The 14,750-nt window shown below is 47.3% G+C and carries 21 protein-coding genes and 1 pseudogene; 15 read left to right on the top strand and 7 right to left on the bottom strand.

Annotated elements, in window-relative coordinates:
- Positions 1 to 3 precede the first annotated feature (3 nt).
- Both FD01_RS09625 and FD01_RS09620 read right to left on the bottom strand, forming a co-directional pair.
- Complete coding sequence (locus FD01_RS09625; protein ID WP_056963955.1) at positions 4 to 678, bottom strand: DUF1129 domain-containing protein; 675 nt, start codon at positions 676 to 678, stop codon at positions 4 to 6.
- Positions 665 to 997, bottom strand: coding sequence for a PadR family transcriptional regulator (locus tag FD01_RS09620; RefSeq protein WP_056963953.1), 333 nt, complete (start codon positions 995 to 997; stop codon positions 665 to 667). The genes FD01_RS09625 and FD01_RS09620 overlap by 14 nt, the downstream gene beginning before the upstream one ends.
- Positions 998 to 1,180: 183 nt before the next feature.
- Here FD01_RS09620 and FD01_RS09615 point away from each other — a divergent pair, with 183 nt between their 5' ends.
- Positions 1,181 to 1,675, top strand: coding sequence for a hypothetical protein (locus FD01_RS09615; protein ID WP_054719712.1), 495 nt, complete (start codon positions 1,181 to 1,183; stop codon positions 1,673 to 1,675).
- Positions 1,676 to 1,752: 77 nt separating this feature from the next.
- On the opposite strand, the gene FD01_RS09610 is transcribed toward FD01_RS09615, so the two are convergent.
- On the bottom strand, positions 1,753 to 2,271 hold the full coding sequence (locus FD01_RS09610) for a hypothetical protein (protein WP_054719715.1): 519 nt from the start codon (positions 2,269 to 2,271) through the stop codon (positions 1,753 to 1,755).
- Positions 2,272 to 2,571: 300 nt separating this feature from the next.
- On the opposite strand from FD01_RS09610, the gene FD01_RS09605 reads away from it, so the two are divergent.
- The 5 genes from FD01_RS09605 to FD01_RS09585 all read left to right on the top strand — a co-directional run bounded on the left by FD01_RS09605 (position 2,572) and on the right by FD01_RS09585 (position 5,827).
- On the top strand, positions 2,572 to 2,769 hold the full coding sequence (locus tag FD01_RS09605; RefSeq protein WP_054719718.1) for a helix-turn-helix transcriptional regulator: 198 nt from the start codon (positions 2,572 to 2,574) through the stop codon (positions 2,767 to 2,769).
- A complete protein-coding gene (locus FD01_RS09600) occupies positions 2,762 to 3,292 on the top strand; it encodes a DUF3278 domain-containing protein (RefSeq protein ID WP_054719720.1) in 531 nt (176 codons plus the stop codon). Before FD01_RS09605 ends, FD01_RS09600 begins: the two co-directional genes overlap by 8 nt.
- Positions 3,293 to 3,315: 23 nt before the next feature.
- Entirely contained in the window at positions 3,316 to 3,681 is a 366-nt protein-coding gene (locus FD01_RS09595) for a hypothetical protein (protein WP_152164730.1), read from the top strand.
- Positions 3,682 to 3,997: 316 nt separating this feature from the next.
- A complete protein-coding gene (locus FD01_RS09590; protein ID WP_056963949.1) occupies positions 3,998 to 4,453 on the top strand; it encodes a hypothetical protein in 456 nt (151 codons plus the stop codon).
- Between the two features lie 72 nt (positions 4,454 to 4,525).
- On the top strand, positions 4,526 to 5,827 hold the full coding sequence (locus tag FD01_RS09585; protein WP_056963947.1) for a bifunctional diguanylate cyclase/phosphodiesterase: 1,302 nt from the start codon (positions 4,526 to 4,528) through the stop codon (positions 5,825 to 5,827).
- A gap of 63 nt (positions 5,828 to 5,890) precedes the next feature.
- Here the strand turns inward: FD01_RS09585 and FD01_RS16975 are convergent, their stop codons facing one another.
- Complete coding sequence (locus tag FD01_RS16975; protein ID WP_420864846.1) at positions 5,891 to 6,025, bottom strand: AraC family transcriptional regulator; 135 nt, start codon at positions 6,023 to 6,025, stop codon at positions 5,891 to 5,893.
- A 60-nt stretch (positions 6,026 to 6,085) separates the two neighbouring features.
- Between FD01_RS16975 and FD01_RS09580 the strand changes: the two genes are divergently transcribed.
- From FD01_RS09580 to FD01_RS09565, 4 genes and pseudogenes are all read left to right on the top strand, one after another.
- Entirely contained in the window at positions 6,086 to 6,481 is a 396-nt protein-coding gene (locus FD01_RS09580) for a PTS transporter subunit EIIC (RefSeq protein ID WP_056963946.1), read from the top strand.
- Positions 6,482 to 6,495: 14 nt separating this feature from the next.
- Complete coding sequence (locus FD01_RS09575; RefSeq protein ID WP_056963944.1) at positions 6,496 to 7,137, top strand: GNAT family N-acetyltransferase; 642 nt, start codon at positions 6,496 to 6,498, stop codon at positions 7,135 to 7,137.
- Positions 7,138 to 7,178: 41 nt separating this feature from the next.
- On the top strand, positions 7,179 to 7,640 hold the full coding sequence (locus tag FD01_RS09570) for a sterol carrier protein domain-containing protein (protein ID WP_191991419.1): 462 nt from the start codon (positions 7,179 to 7,181) through the stop codon (positions 7,638 to 7,640).
- Between the two features lie 17 nt (positions 7,641 to 7,657).
- Positions 7,658 to 8,567, top strand: a pseudogene (locus FD01_RS09565) (DUF7916 family protein).
- Between the two features lie 53 nt (positions 8,568 to 8,620).
- Here FD01_RS09565 and FD01_RS09560 read toward each other — a convergent pair.
- Complete coding sequence (locus FD01_RS09560; RefSeq protein ID WP_162257355.1) at positions 8,621 to 9,649, bottom strand: serine hydrolase domain-containing protein; 1,029 nt, start codon at positions 9,647 to 9,649, stop codon at positions 8,621 to 8,623.
- Between the two features lie 134 nt (positions 9,650 to 9,783).
- Between FD01_RS09560 and FD01_RS09555 the strand changes: the two genes are divergently transcribed.
- From FD01_RS09555 to FD01_RS09535, 5 genes are all read left to right on the top strand, one after another.
- The gene (locus tag FD01_RS09555; protein WP_056963938.1) at positions 9,784 to 10,701 is read left to right on the top strand and encodes an NAD(P)-dependent oxidoreductase; all 918 of its coding nucleotides are present in this window, start codon (positions 9,784 to 9,786) and stop codon (positions 10,699 to 10,701) included.
- Between the two features lie 48 nt (positions 10,702 to 10,749).
- Positions 10,750 to 10,977: a hypothetical protein gene (locus tag FD01_RS09550; protein ID WP_054716333.1), complete on the top strand. Its 228-nt coding sequence runs from the start codon at positions 10,750 to 10,752 to the stop codon at positions 10,975 to 10,977.
- 82 nt (positions 10,978 to 11,059) lie between these two features.
- A complete protein-coding gene (locus FD01_RS09545) occupies positions 11,060 to 12,952 on the top strand; it encodes a M13-type metalloendopeptidase (RefSeq protein WP_056963936.1) in 1,893 nt (630 codons plus the stop codon).
- A 119-nt stretch (positions 12,953 to 13,071) separates the two neighbouring features.
- Positions 13,072 to 13,338: a type II toxin-antitoxin system Phd/YefM family antitoxin gene (locus tag FD01_RS09540; protein ID WP_054716328.1), complete on the top strand. Its 267-nt coding sequence runs from the start codon at positions 13,072 to 13,074 to the stop codon at positions 13,336 to 13,338.
- The gene (locus tag FD01_RS09535) at positions 13,331 to 13,594 is read left to right on the top strand and encodes a Txe/YoeB family addiction module toxin (RefSeq protein ID WP_054716325.1); all 264 of its coding nucleotides are present in this window, start codon (positions 13,331 to 13,333) and stop codon (positions 13,592 to 13,594) included. The genes FD01_RS09540 and FD01_RS09535 overlap by 8 nt, the downstream gene beginning before the upstream one ends.
- Before the next feature lie 95 nt (positions 13,595 to 13,689).
- Here FD01_RS09535 and nrdH read toward each other — a convergent pair whose 3' ends face one another.
- Positions 13,690 to 13,923, bottom strand: coding sequence for a glutaredoxin-like protein NrdH (gene nrdH / locus FD01_RS09530; RefSeq protein ID WP_054716322.1), 234 nt, complete (start codon positions 13,921 to 13,923; stop codon positions 13,690 to 13,692).
- Between the two features lie 143 nt (positions 13,924 to 14,066).
- The coding region (locus FD01_RS16645; RefSeq protein WP_235802954.1) for a phospholipase D-like domain-containing protein at positions 14,067 to 14,750 on the bottom strand (684 nt) is incomplete at its 5' end.

Here is a 14,750-nt window from a genome sequence, read left to right as displayed (position 1 = left end):
CCGTCAGAGCAAGGCCGCCTGAGGTTGAAAGTCCAGAAAAACGTCCGCACGCCCAACTGTAGTGAACACCACAACAACTACGATGTTCCAAGGATAAGCCACATGCCAAGCGAAAATCGGTGGCGTCAGTAGCGCAATGGCGATGCAGCTTCCAAGATAGATTGCCATAATCGCCCAAATTACTAGAAATCCGCCCACTTTTGAGCGAATCAGTTTCACCGTGGTGTAGATTTGTGTGCGCATGAACCAAAAAATAACGGCAAGCATGATGATCGACACCAGGGCGACGCCGATGTAAGCTAAAAAGTTGATCGTCATGCCGCCATTGGTCCACCCACCGCCAATCAACATTGTTAACCAAGCGATCCCGATAACGATGCCAAGCAGTTGCCAGATATCACGCTTTTTTGCTGGCGGTAATTCTTTGAGCAAAGTATCCGCCATCAGCTTTGGATCATCACCGAATAGACTCGGGGCGTCACTGCCATCAGCTTCAGCGGCTAATAAATCAGTCATCATCATATAAAGTTGCGCGTTGACTGACTTCTCATCGCGCATGAAAGCACCTAAGGTCGAATAAATGCGCAAATCGTCAAACCATTTGCAATCTGATTCTGTCAATTGCTTTTCAAGGGTGTTCAGTTGGTCGCGATACCACTGCTCATCATGTGTTGTCATGTGTATCCTCCTCCACCGCTGCGACTTGTGCCAACAGCGTTGCCCATTGCGTTTTGAATTCGTCACAAGCCGCGATTCCAGAAACTGTCAGGTGAAAATATTTGCGATCAGGGCCGTCAGGAGACGCCTTCATCATTCCAGTAATGTCGCCTTGTTTTTCTAATTTAGCGAGCAGGGGATAAAGAGTGCCACCAACAACAGTCGTAAAGCCATATTGATGCAGACGCTGCATCAGCTCGTAGCCATAGATCTCACCTTGGCTGATGATCAACAAGACGCAACCTTCCAGCACACCTTTGAGTAACTGCGATGATTTCATAAAAAGCCTCCAAGTAGTTAGGATTCCTAACTACCAAAAAGATATCACCGAGGAAGTAGTTTGTCAAACTAACTAGTTCCTTACTCAGCCACGAGTTTAAGGACTTTGTTTTGTTGCGTCTCAATGGCAGTTCCATTAAAACTAATTAAAGGGGTTACATTCTGGCGTCGTGACGGAGACATGATGGAAAATCGTATCCACCGAATTTTGAATTCTGTGTACTGGATCTGTGCCTTCCTGGCCGTCGTCGGTAGCGGCTATTTGTTGCACTCACTACAAACGGCACAAGCGATGCGCGCTGTCCAAAATGCTTGGCAAGCACAGGACGGTTCATTGGTTATCCAGCTGCAACAAGCCGGTTTCACTAACGAAATGTGGCTGATGACGATGATGGCGACTTTGTTTGTGGCCTTTCATGTCAATGAGCCACTGATGCAAGAGCTTCAGCGCAATGGTTGGGTGCTTGCCATCAAAGCACGCAAACCATGGGCATACACCCAAGTCGTATTGTTCGTTCTACTTACAATATCGAGTTTCACGCAACCCATTTCAAGCCTGCGCTGGATCGGGGTGGCATTGATTATCGGGATAGTCTTGATCACTTGGCGTCATTGGCAAGCGATCCAAAAGTATCGTGAGTATTATAGTGATCCAGCAAAATATTTGATCGAACGCTGACAGCGAATTTTAAAAGCGACGACTCTAGACGATGTTTCTTGTCTAGAGTCGTCGCTTTGTTTGCGTCCTTCAAAAAATTATGCCATTCGCCCAACTTGCATCGCGTCCAAAACACCCCGAACCGCTTTTGAGTTTGGATAAAATTGAGTATGTTTTGCGCGAGTCAGTAACCAATCCGCTTTTGAGTAATCTGCTAATTTATTGGTGGCAATGGCCAGTTGCTGAATTTGTCCCACCGCATAACCATACTGATCGGCCAATTGCCACATTTGAACCAGTAGGCGTTGCATCTGTCGACGGGTCCAAGCTGTCCAAATGACAAAGCATAAACTGATTATTACAGAACTTCCAAATACCCAAGCAGGATCAGCACTCGCAAATAGTATTGACAAAGATAAGGTCAGGATTGCCAGATCCGCGTTACCGGTATCGCGAAATCGTCCAGGCAAGATCATACCAAGCAACATCGCTGTGATTCCGAACACCATATAAGCAATCCCACTTGATGCTTGAGCCCTAAAATACAACAAGCAACCGCAACCGATCATCAGGATGCCATAAATCAGTGATGTCAGTGAGAATCGTAGGCTTTGCATGTCGCCATCCCCCAAGTAATTTTCTTTTAGCGTCGCACCCAATCGAAAACGCTTTATTCTACTTCTGGTATATCATACGACATTGGTTTCGCCATGCAATATTTGTTTAGGGTGGGTGCGCGTGATCCAATTTCCCGAAGAATTGGCCTGCACTTTTCCTTTAACGATGTCGCGGCAATTGCGGCAATTGAATCTCGCCCATTGATTTAAATCTTCCTCGAAAATGTCACATATGATTGACATTTCTCCACCACTGCTGTATCTTAAAGATGTCAAATATAAGTGACAGGAGGTGCAGTGGTGAATCACGTTCGCGAGTATCGCAAAGCGCAAAAGCTTTCACAATTGGCATTAGCTGATGCGATCGGCGTTGCGCGACAAACTATCAACTTGATCGAAAACGACAAATATAATCCGTCGCTGGATCTTTGTTTGAAGTTGGCGTGGGCGCTACATACGGATTTAAACACTTTATTTTGGAGGGATGAAGATGAGTAAAGGGGATAAGTTTTTAAAATGGTTCTTCGGCGGGCGTGGTGTGGTGGATGAACGCTTCAAACAAGAACTTGGGAAAGTCGCGACAAAAACGTTAATGGTGTTCTTCGGCGTTCAGATGATCTTTTTGCTCAGCTTTGGCATGTACATGTTCTTGGCGCCGATCGAAGATTATGAAACTTTGGCTGAGATCTTGTGGCTTTGTGAGATGCTCGGCACTAGCGTTATCTTCTTAGGGATGGAATTTGTGCTAATCCATCGCAAAGTCTTCGTTCAAGAGTTACCAGAAGCCAAGGCAAACAAGACCATTCGTCATCTCAAGTTTGAATGGTTCCGGCGAGCCTTGATCGCCGGAATCGCGTATTGGTTACTCATGGCTTGGTTTGACATGGGTAAAGCTGGTTTTTTTGCCCAGTTGTTTGCACCAGATACGATCCGCTCAGCGGTGGTGTGGTTTGTCCTTTGGGGGGCGACGATGTATGGCATTCAGCGTTGGCAATTGCGGAAAATCAAGGATGACGATTAATTAGGGGGAAGCGACATCGTTGGGTGATTCAAATGTATATGGGCTTGATGGTTGCCGTAAGTGTGGTGTTTTTTTCACAGTCATTTTCTCTGTCCTTGGTGGATATTGACATCTATCTGATCTGTTTAATTTCCGCTTGGATTTTCGGCCAGCGCCTGCAACGAGACAACAAGCGTCTGTTGACGATCATGTGGACGTTAGCTGATGAGATGGGTTATACCGCCGCTGATTTGAAACGGTTATCTGGAAAATACGGGGAAGTGGATTTGACGTTGACCCGACCAGAACGGATGGCTTTTTTCCCAGGCGCTCGCGTCATCCAGGCTGTAACATGCAAAATGCAAATTGAACAAACGCAGCGCGAAGTCGAAGCACGGCATTTGGCATAAAGTTTCAAAAAGCATGTTCATCCCCATTTTTTGGAAAGGAACATGCTATTTTTTTGAATCCAAACATTTGTCGATAAACAGTCCCGGCAACAACGTTAGATTTTCCAGTTGGTCGTGTCACAATCCAATCATAACGACTCACGGTTGAAAGTTTACCGAGGCTGTTTGTAATTCTTGACGGGTGTCATCGATTGAGGGACAATGAATTGATAAGTTTTTTTATAAAAAAATAGGAATCTTGACTGATAGCTTTTTGGCTTTGATCAATTGTATCAACGGCTTTAAGCCGGATTAGTGGGGAAATAGGGGAAAGCAATTGCAAGCGTTTTGGACCGAAAGTGCTTCATATTTCATGCGGATCATTTTGGTGACGTTTTTTAGCGTTGGCTATACGCTGTATTATGAACGTTTCTACAATAACAATGTGATCCCAGGCGGACATCGCGCCATTCGCATCGCGCTGTTTTTTGTGCCGTTGCTTTTTGTCATGATTTTACACTTCGGCGGCCTTTATGTGATGCGCGGCACTGCTGGGGTCTTCTACCACGATCCAGCCTTGTACTTATTGATTACGCCGTTTTTCTATCCCGCCTTTTCAAAACTAGAAGTTGGGGGCCAAGTTTTCGTGTTGACTTGGTTTTGGTGTGCCACCCATCCAATCAACGTGTGGCAGCCTACCGTTGTGATCGGCTATGTGGTCATGATGGGCCTGATTGCGGTCATTAAACGTCATAGCCACTGGCTCGTGATCAACTGGGGTGCTGGTGTCTAGATCGCAACCACGATCTCGATCATTTATTGGTTAACGGTGCCCAACGATCCGCGCTTACCGGTTACATTTGCGATGCGGATTTGGTTCATTGCAGTTTACGCGTTGATGTTTACCATGGTGTTGGGCATTTGGGCGCGCCAAATGCGTGAAGCCGAAGCCAAGGCCGAGTTTGATCGGGTCGCAAATTATGAAGTCGATGGTGGCACGGCGGCTTTCATGCATCAGGCCCAAGAGCTGACGACATTATTTAAGGAGGCCAACACGACTGGTGAGGATTTGACCATCGCCAGTCTTGATGTGGATAAATTTAAGCAAGTCAACGCACATTATGGGCACCTCGCCGGCAACACTGTGTTACTTGGCGTCACCGAGACTATCAACCAAGTGTTGTCGCACACTGTCACACCAGCATGGCTATTGCGGACCAATGGCGAAGAATTCACGTTGGTTTTTCCAAAAACGGCGATTCAAGCGGCATTACCGGTGATCCAACAAGTCAGAGAGGCGATTCAAACTTCTGAATACACCTATCATGATCGCAGTTTAGCGGTGACGGCTTCAATTGGCGTCACCAACTTATTGCCAAGCGATACTAGCGTCGATGATTTGTATGCCCGCGCAGATGATGCGATGTATTTGAGCAAACACCACGGGCGCAACTGCGTCTCCACTGACGAGCAAGTCATTGATGCCCCAAGTGAAGTCAAAGATTATAGCCTGTATCGCTATTTTGTCCAAGGCGTGTATGATATCTCGTTTCCAAAGCATCAGAAAGTTTATTGGGAACTTTTGCTGAGAAAATACGACCCTGACCTCAAACGGTTTGTACGACCAGATGATTTTGAACTGCCCGCAAACGAAATGATTCGTTTGATCCAGCAGTTGATGGCAGTGACCCCATTGCATAATTTCAACCTCAACTTAACGGCCAGTCAGTATCAAGACTCACATACAGCTGAAGCTTTGCAAGCTTTCGCCAACCAACTCGATGGCCCCAATCATCTCACCATCGAAGTGACAGATGTCGTCGCCACCACCGGGACGCGGCAAATCAGTGCCGGCTATCGGGCCGCCGGGATGAATTTATTGATCGATGATGTGGGCAGTGATAATTCCTTTGAGCTGGTGCACAGCAAATTTGCTTATGTTGAGGGGGTTAAGTTTGCCATGCAAAATTTGCGCCGCACGACTAAGCCAGATGAACTCCTTGAACGCGTTCGCTTTTGGCAAAAAACTGCCGCTGACAATGATTTGATGTTTATCCTCGAAGGCGTGGAAACTGCCGAAGACCTAGCGCGAGCTCAGCAAATGGGCATTCGGTATGTTCAAGGTTATCACTTTGATAAACCAACTGATCCAACCCCCAAGGCCTAAAGTCGTGAATTGCGTGATGAAAAAGCCCCGCCAGCTCGTTTGATCTGGCGGGGCTTTTTGCAGTTAACTGATTTGGTTTTGATGTTGTTTTGGCGAGATATTTGTCGTTTTTCGGAATAGTTGACAAAAATAAGAGGGATTGGCATAACCCAAAGTGTCTGCGATTTCGGCAATGCTGGCATGTCCTGCGCGCAACATCCGTTTGGCAGCGCGCATTTTTTGTGTGGTGATGTAAGCTGACAGTGTGGTGTTGCCTTAATGCTGTTTTCTAAGTCCAAGACTTATCGTGACCTCGGTCGGTTAGCGTTTCCATCAGCCTTGTTTGACATCAACGAACCCGTGATCTTTGGTTTCCCAATCGTCATAAACCCATTGACGATGATTCCATTTATTCTGATCCCATTGGTTTTGGCAACCATGTCCTACATTTTGATCACCATCGGCTGGATCTCGGCACCATCTGCTTTGGTACCTTGGACCATGCCGCCGATCATCGGGCCTTTGAAGGCGACGGGTTGGGACTGGCGGGCAGCAGTTTGGTCCGCCATCGAATTGGTAATCGCAGGTGCTGGCTACTATCCATTCTTTAAAGTGGCTGAAAAACAAATGTTAGCACACGAAAATGAATCCGCTGACAAAACGGCTGAAAACTAGAAAGGTGAACCAATTTGTTTGATCATCGCATTGGCGCGGTCGACCGCGCGTTTTACCAATTATATTTAACTTGTTTCAATGCCACCGATTCGCCTGAACGTCGCCAGTTTTTCAATTTCCGCTATGATTATGGCTGGATTTTTGGAAAAAAGGCACACGGCCAGTTAGTCAGCGGCCTTTACAGCTTGCCTTTTGCGGTAAATTTCCATGGCGTTGATTATCCGATGAATGGCATCGGTGATGTGATGTCCGCGCCTGAAGCTGCTGGCAGCGGTGGGGCCGGGGAGTTGCTGCAAGCATCCCTTGAAGCCATGTTGCAAGCAGGGGTGACGTTGGCCTACTTGGCGCCATTTTCTTATCGATATTATCGACAATTTGGCTATGAGCAAGTCTTCAATCATATGCGCTACAGTATTTCAACGGATAAAATACCACCCTTGCATCCGCAAATCAAGTCTGTCTATGTCGAGCGCAAGAAATGGGATGAGGCGTTGCCGCTGATCAAACCGATTTATGCCACGCAAGCACAAGATCTGGCCGGCGGTGGAAGTATCTCACTTACAAACGCCATTGGGATGTTGGCTTGTATCGCAATGCTGAAGATGAGCCAGCTGGGTATGTGTTGTAGGAGCGCGATGAAGATACCTTCACGGTAAAAGAACTGATTGCGCCGACTCCGCAGGCTTATCAAACCTTGGTGGCTTTTGTTGCCGCCAATCGCAACAGCTTCCATCACTTGGTATTTGATGATCCTGATCCCAAGTATCGTGGCGATTTGTTGCCAGATCCTTACCCGTTAACCGCTCAAGTCGTACCGTACATGATGGCGCGGATCGTGAACCTCGATGACTTTTTGCTGCGTTATCCCTATCTTGTCGACGAACTGCCAACCTTCACATTTGCAGTTCGTGACGACAACCTGTCGCAAAATGCTGGGAGTTGGCAATTAACCAGACATCAAGCCCAGACTCAGTTGACCAAGGTCAGTGCTGATTTAACCCACGCGATTTCGATTCAGACGTTGACTAAGGCCGCGTTTGGTGCCCAATCAATGGCGGACTTGAATCGCTCAGGCGCCGTCAGCTTATCTGCTGATCAGATTCAAACGTTTGACGCCATTTTCACCCACGCAGCCCCACAATTCCAAGATTATTTCTAAATTGAAAGGACCATCCCATGAAACGATTAATCTCTGCTTCCAGTTCCGAAATGCTCGCCATGAACGCCCAAGAGTTGAAAACCAGCATCAAAGCCAGCGAAGGCCGCGTGATCGTCAGCGAAAATGTGGTCACGCAAAATGTGATGGATGACATTTCCACTTCAGAAGTGGCTGCAGCATTCGGCGCTGATATGATTTTATTGAACTTGTTTGATGTGTTCAATCCGCGCATTGTCGGGTTATACGATGATGAAAATGATTTGGACACCGCCAAAGTCCATCGCGATGGCTCGATCATTAAACACTTGCAACGCTTGGTCGGCCGGCCGATCGGCGTGAACTTAGAGCCAGTCGATTCACTAGCGCCGATGACTGAAACCCGCGCAATCGTACCAGAAGAAATCACTGCGCGAAGCAGAAAAGCTCGGCTTTAACTTCATCTGCTTGACGGGTAACCCTGGTTCTGGCGTTACCAATGAACAAATCGCTGCCAACGTCCGCTTAGCCAAGCAATTGTTCTCCGGCTTGGTGATCGCCGGTAAAATGCACGCTTCAGGTGTCGATGAGGCCGTCGCGTCACACGAAGCGGTTTCCCAGTTTCTAGAAGCTGGTGCTGATGTGATTTTAGTACCAGCAGTTGGCACTGTGCCAGGCTGGACGGATGCGGAAATGATCGATATCGTCAAACTTGCCCATGCGCATCAAGCACTGGTGATGTCAACGATTGGGACCAGTCAAGAAAGTTCTGGATCGCATTATATCGAAAACATCGCGGTGCGCAACAAAGTCTGCGGCGTAGATATTCAACATATCGGCGATGCGGCCTGGACCAATGAGTCCCCGCTGGAAAACATTTTCGCTTTGAGCCGGGCAGTCCGCGGGATCAGTCACACCATTGAACGCATGGCGCGCTCGATCAATCGTTGATGATAAAAAAAGTTGCACCACTCAGGTCAAAATGACTTAGGTGGTGCAACTTTTTAATCTGCCTGCCAAAAGGCTTCGTGCCAAGCATTGAGTTGATCAGTCCAAGGCTGATCTGGGGCCATTGCAGAATCAGAGCGATTATATAAGAAGACAGTAGCGCGTTTTTGATCGGGACTGATGAAAATGCCTGACCAAAACCCATAAATATGGCCGCCATGTCCGATCCCCGTGCCTTGTTGCATAAAGCCCATGCCATAAATATTGTGATGCATGGTTTCGGCCAATTGCCAACTTTCGGGACTTAATAATTTTTGATTCAAAATCGCTTGCGCCCAAAGTTCAAAGTCCCGCAAACTCAACACGATACTGCCATCGCCAGCTTGATGATTGCCGTGGCCACTTGGGGTTTGCACGCCATCGACATTGGCATACCCGTTGGCTTGAGAATATTGCGTGCCACTTGCGGCCGTGGTCATCCCCAACGGTTGGAAAATATTTGCTTTCACATATTCTGCAAACGGGGTGTGACTGACCGCTTCCACGACTAAGGTCAACAGTGCATAATTGGCATTGCAGTAGGCAAATTCAGTGCCAGGCTGACTTTTAAGGGGATGACCGTTCAAAATTTCCAGTAGTTGAGGTTTAGGGAGATCGTTACTAGCCGCCACTAATGCATCAAAACCTGCTTTTGACTGAGAATCACCGCGAGCGATGCTGGCGCCCATCAATTGACCGACTAGGATCTCAGTGTAGTCAGTAATGCCAGATTGCATCGTCAACAAATTCTCTAAGCTGATTTCTTCAGCGTGATCAAACTCTGGCACATAATCACTTAACGGATCTTGCAAGCTGAGTTTACCAGCTTCGGCCAACTGCAACACTGCCGCCATAGTGAACTGCTTAGAAACTGAGCCGATCGCAGTCGTGGTGGTTGGCGTGAAGGCCAAGTTTTGTTCAAAATCTGCTTGGCCCATGGCACGTTCGTGTAACACCGCATCAGGCGCGACAACAGCATACGCCCCATTAAAATGTCCTTGATCGTTCAGCGCATCCAATTGTTGAAATTCTGCTTCAAAAGCCATTGAAATCATCCCGCTTCCTAAATTCTAATGTTTTCTTTATACCATTCTCATTTAAAAACTGCAACTGGTTCGACTGGAGGCGTGAATGCGGTACAATTAAGTCGGAACGAATACGCAATCCAAAGGAGACGCTGATGAAAATATTAATGTTATTTGGATTAAAGCCGGAAACCGTAGCCCCTGCCAAACAAGCGCATCCCACGTGGCAGTTCATCGATAAGTCCGATTACAAGCCGGAAATGGCTGGTGATATCGATGTGATTTTAGGGTGGAATGCGACAGGCGCACAGATCATTGCACAACCTAATCATGTGAAGTTTGTTCAAGCGATGTCTGCCGGCGTAGATTATTTACCACTAGCAGAATTCACGAAACAAGGCATTCAACTCGCCAATGTCTCAGGCATTCACGCCGAAGCGATCGCAGAATATGTCATCGCCGGCATTCTAGGCTTTGCGCATGGGTTGTTTCCAGTTGCCACCCGTTGGAACCGGGTCACGGATCATCTGTGGTCTTTGCAAGATGCACAAGCCGTCGTCTATGGTACCGGGCATATTGGGACCTTGATCGCCAAACATCTGCGTCAATTTGGTGTGAAGGTGACAGGTGTCGATCGTCACGGGGTCGCTAAATCTGAATTTGATGCCGTCACCACCGATAAAATGGTTGCCCGGCACGCCGACATCGTGGTCAATGTGATGCCATTAACCGCTGAAACGCATCATTATTATGACGCTGCCTTCTTCAATCAACTGGAAAACCAGCCGTTGTTTGTCAATGTCGGGCGTGGGCCGAGCGTTGATGAAGTCGCGTTAGTCAACGCCTTGGATCACCAGCTCAAAGGTGCAGTCTTAGATGTCTTCAATAAAGAACCTTTGCCAGACACGTCACCGCTTTGGCAGTTGCCGAATGTTTGGATGACCCCGCATATTTCAGGCCAAGTGACGCATTTGCGCCAGCAAGTCGCGGACATTTTTTTGCCGAATGTTGAACAACTCGAAAAAACCGGCACCCTCAATAGTCATCAAGTTAACTTGAGTGCAGGGTATTAATGGGGTAAACTGATAGTGTAACCGTTTCCAACAAACAGGAGGAAGTTTATGTCGCAACGCACAACGGAAATCATCAGTTTGCTTGAAGATGCTTTGTTGACCAAACGCCCAGTCATTGTGAAAACCATGGACAAAACGACCTTACACGGGGTGGTCGACGCCATCACGCCGGGGCAAGTGAAGCCTTACGCTGAACGCTCGACGGTCACCGTCACCACCAAAAAAGGCCCCAAGCACGTCGCCGAATATGCGATCGTGCACATCAAATGGGCCTGAACTCAGCCGGCTTACCTCTGGTAAGTCGGCTTTTCGCGCGGTATAATCTTAGTCAACCACAAGTGTGAAAGGGGTATTGTCAATGACCAAAGTTCAAGATGATTTATATGAAGCCGTAAATGGCGAATGGGCCAAAACCGCCACGATTCCAGATGATAAGCCAACGACCGGGGGCTTTGCTGACCTCGCCGATGATGTTGAAAAGAAATTAATGGGGGATTTTGACGCCGTCGCTAAAGGCGAAAAGTCTGCCCCAGATCAATATTTTGCCGAAGCCGTCAAACTTTATCAAAAAGCGGCCGACTTTAAAGCCCGCGACGCTGCTGGCATCAAACCGGTATTAAACCGCTTGGTCAACTTAAATCAAGTGGACTCAATGGCTGGCTTCAACGCCAAAGCCGCGCAATTGGATCTGGATTTATATCCACTCCCATTTTCTGCCGGGGTTGAACCGGACATGAAAAACACCGCGCAAAACGTCTTCACAGTGTCTGGCCCTAGCACCATTTTGCCAGATACCACGTATTACGCTGATGACAACCCCCAAGGCCCACAATTAATGGGCTTATGGTCTGACATGGCCAAAAAGATCTTAGCACAAACGGATCTGCTGCCAGAAGATCAAGCAGCTTACTTAGCTGACACCATCGCTTTTGATGCGGAAATCGCCAAGCACGTCAAATCTTCTGAGGAATGGGCCGACTATCCAAAAGCCTACAACCCCTACAAATTTGACGATGTCGTCGAAAAGTTCGGTGAATTTGACTTTGCCAAATATGCCGACACCTTGTTGCCTGCGCATCCAGATACGGTGATTGTCGCCGATCCGCGCTTCTTAGACGAATTCACGCAATTGTTCAATGCCGATACTTTCATTCAATATGCACACTGGGCTTATGTGATCGAATTGTTGAGCAACACCGGCTACTTATCTGACGATTTGCGCATCGAAGGCGGCAGCTTCTCGCGGGCATTGTCTGGTTTAGCCGCAGCGCCAACGCAAGCCAAGCATGCTTATCGCTTAGCCAACAGCGTTTTCTCTGAACCTATCGGGATTTACTATGGGCAGACTTACTTTGGTGAAGCTGCTAAAGCCGACGTTACCAAGCTGGTTGAAAAAATGATCGCCACGTACAAGCGTCGTTTAGCCAAGTCTGATTGGTTAATGCAATCCACCAAAGACAAAGCCATCGTCAAGCTCAACACCATGGTTTTGAAAATGGGCTACCCAGACAAAGCCAATGCGGTTTATGACTTGTTGCATGTCGATGAAAAGGCTGATTTGCTAACCGCCGCCACCGAAATTGCTAAGACCCGCCATGCTTACCACTTGCAACAATTGACCAAGCCCGTCGATCGTAGTGAGTGGGCGATGCCAGGACATTTGGTCAACGCATGCTATGACCCATCGCGCAATGACATCACATTCCCAGCCGCCATTTTACAAGCACCATTTTACGCCTTGTCTCAATCTGACTCCCAAAACCTCGGTGGGATCGGTGCGGTCATTGCGCATGAAATTTCTCATGGTTTTGACAACAATGGAGCGCAATTCGATGAATTTGGGAACTTGTCTGATTGGTGGCAACCAGAAGACTACGATCACTTCAAAGTCTTGACTCAGGAAATGATCGATCAATTCGATGGCTTGGAAACCGAAGCCGGTCCCGTCAATGGTAAACTCGTGGTGTCTGAAAACATCGCCGATGCTGGTGGCTTAGCCGCGGCATTGGAAACGGCCAAAGGCTTAGATGACACCGATTTGAAGGCCTTCTTCACCAACTGGGCTGAAGTTTGGCGCATGAAAGCTCGCAAGCAATACATGCAATTGCTGTTGAGCATCGATGTGCATGCCCCAGCCAAATTACGGGCGAATGTGCAAGTGCAAAACCTTGAAGACTGGTACACGACGTTTGACGTCAAGCCAGGCGACGGGATGTACTTAGCCCCAGACAAACGCATTACGATTTGGTAATTTGAACAACGTGTCGTGATCTGATGATCGCGGCACGTTTTTTTGTATCGCCAGAAATTTATCCATTTATTGTACAATGTACAGAAAGGTTGTACAATGATGATGAAGGGGATGATAATATGGATGCTGTAAGTTATAGCAATTTTCGTCAGAATCTCAAGAGTTTTATGAAGCAAGTCAATAACGATGCTGATGCCGTTATCGTCACTGCCAAAGAACCTGAAGATAACGTTGTCGTCATGAGTCAGCGTGACTATGATGCGATGCAAGAAACCTTGCGAATCATGAGTAATAAATATTTGATGGCTAAAATCAATGAAGGCGATCGCCAATTCAAGGCTGGAAAAGGGATCATTCATGATTTAATTGAGGTAGATGATGATTAAATCTTGGTCCGATCAAGCGTGGGATGATTACATGTACTGGCATAACCAAAATGATCGCCGTGTGATCAAGCAAATCAACAAATTGATCAAGGACATCGATCGTGGCAACCCATATGAAGGCTTGGGTAAGCCTGAGGGGTTGAAGCATGATTTGGCAGGAAAATGGTCGCGAAGAATCACGCAAGAGGATCGGTTGGTTTACAAAGTAGTCGAAGATGTCTTGATGATCTATTCATGCAAAGATCATTATGAATGAAGCACAAGGATTGGAACCAGTCCCTTTTTATGCATATTTAGCAGTCGTTAAAAAAAGCGCCATGCTCAGGTGAGTGAGCATGGCGCCATTTTGATTTAGCTAGCAAGTTGCTTTAACGCATCGGGACGAAAGCCCGAGAAAGCTTCAAACCCATCTGCTTCAAGAACAGGAACGGCCTGGAAGCCTTTGTTCTTCAAGTAGTCGATGTATTCTGGTTCGTCGTTGATGTTGTGTTCAACAAAATCGATGCCGTGAGTCCGCAAGTAGTTTTTAGTCATGCGGCATTGCGGGCAACCGTTTTTAGTAAATAATGTGACGTCGTTATTCATGGAAAATCGCCTCTCTTGGTTATCTGATAAAGATAGTATACTGGCAGTTGTGGTCACTGTCAAGAATTATCACTAGATATAGTATGAGACGATTGCCACCCCAATATCTGGGGTAGGCTTATGATACCACCACTAAGCGGCTTTCACAAGATAGGCGACAATAGGCGTGAGAATTGTTGTTTGAAGCGCAACCAATGACTTTGCGCCTGAATGGCCTCTACAGTCAATAATCGCGAGTGTTTTTGATCTTCAATGAAGGCTTGCTGTAATTGTTGTGCCAAAGCATCATCGTAAATAAAGGCATTGGCTTCAAAGTTCAACTTAAAGCTGCGAATATCTAAATTTGCTGAACCGACGCTGGCCAGGTGGCCATCCACCACCATGGTTTTGGCATGTAAGAACCCATTTTGATAATGGTACACTTTGACGCCAACCTTAGTTAAGGCAGTGGCATAGTATTGCGTCGCCCGGAAAATGAACGGGTGATCCGGCATATCTGGAATCATCACGCGCACGTCGATACCAGATAACGCGGCATTCATCAAGGCATCATAAACAGTGTCATCTGGGATCAAGTAAGGGGTTTGCAGCCACACGGACTTGGTCGCGCCAGAAATCAGCTTCACATAACCAAATTTGATCTGTTGACCGGCAGATTCAGGACCACATGCGACGATTTGCATCGCACCGCTAGTCGGCAATGGGGCATCGGCTAGCGGTTGGCTAGGATAAGGCAGTTGGCGACCATCGCTGACTGTCGCGTTATAATCCATGATAAACTGAATCTTCAGCGCCATCACCGTGTTGCCGACAATGCGCAAGTGCGT

It is taken from the genome of Lacticaseibacillus manihotivorans DSM 13343 = JCM 12514, from assembly GCF_001435035.1.
Classification (GTDB): Bacteria; Bacillota; Bacilli; order Lactobacillales; family Lactobacillaceae; genus Lacticaseibacillus; species Lacticaseibacillus manihotivorans.
The sequence above is the reverse complement of the archived record's forward strand: the minus strand, read 5'-3'. Positions and strand labels throughout refer to the sequence as shown.

Excerpts from the sequence above, each read along its gene's own strand:
- FD01_RS09625 (WP_056963955.1), bottom strand. The coding sequence starts at position 678 with ATGACAACACATGATGAGCAGTGGTATCGCGACCAACTGAACACCCTT.
- FD01_RS09620 (WP_056963953.1), bottom strand. The coding sequence starts at position 997 with ATGAAATCATCGCAGTTACTCAAAGGTGTGCTGGAAGGTTGCGTCTTG.
- FD01_RS09615 (WP_054719712.1), top strand. The coding sequence starts at position 1,181 with ATGGAAAATCGTATCCACCGAATTTTGAATTCTGTGTACTGGATCTGT.
- FD01_RS09610 (WP_054719715.1), bottom strand. The coding sequence starts at position 2,271 with ATGCAAAGCCTACGATTCTCACTGACATCACTGATTTATGGCATCCTG.
- FD01_RS09600 (WP_054719720.1), top strand. The coding sequence starts at position 2,762 with ATGAGTAAAGGGGATAAGTTTTTAAAATGGTTCTTCGGCGGGCGTGGT.
- FD01_RS09585 (WP_056963947.1), top strand. The coding sequence starts at position 4,526 with ATGCGGATTTGGTTCATTGCAGTTTACGCGTTGATGTTTACCATGGTG.
- FD01_RS16975 (WP_420864846.1), bottom strand. The coding sequence starts at position 6,025 with ATGTTGCGCGCAGGACATGCCAGCATTGCCGAAATCGCAGACACTTTG.
- FD01_RS09580 (WP_056963946.1), top strand. The coding sequence starts at position 6,086 with ATGCTGTTTTCTAAGTCCAAGACTTATCGTGACCTCGGTCGGTTAGCG.
- FD01_RS09560 (WP_162257355.1), bottom strand. The coding sequence starts at position 9,649 with ATGGCTTTTGAAGCAGAATTTCAACAATTGGATGCGCTGAACGATCAA.
- FD01_RS09555 (WP_056963938.1), top strand. The coding sequence starts at position 9,784 with ATGAAAATATTAATGTTATTTGGATTAAAGCCGGAAACCGTAGCCCCT.
- FD01_RS09550 (WP_054716333.1), top strand. The coding sequence starts at position 10,750 with ATGTCGCAACGCACAACGGAAATCATCAGTTTGCTTGAAGATGCTTTG.
- FD01_RS09545 (WP_056963936.1), top strand. The coding sequence starts at position 11,060 with ATGACCAAAGTTCAAGATGATTTATATGAAGCCGTAAATGGCGAATGG.
- FD01_RS09540 (WP_054716328.1), top strand. The coding sequence starts at position 13,072 with ATGGATGCTGTAAGTTATAGCAATTTTCGTCAGAATCTCAAGAGTTTT.
- FD01_RS09535 (WP_054716325.1), top strand. The coding sequence starts at position 13,331 with ATGATTAAATCTTGGTCCGATCAAGCGTGGGATGATTACATGTACTGG.
- nrdH (WP_054716322.1), bottom strand. The coding sequence starts at position 13,923 with ATGAATAACGACGTCACATTATTTACTAAAAACGGTTGCCCGCAATGC.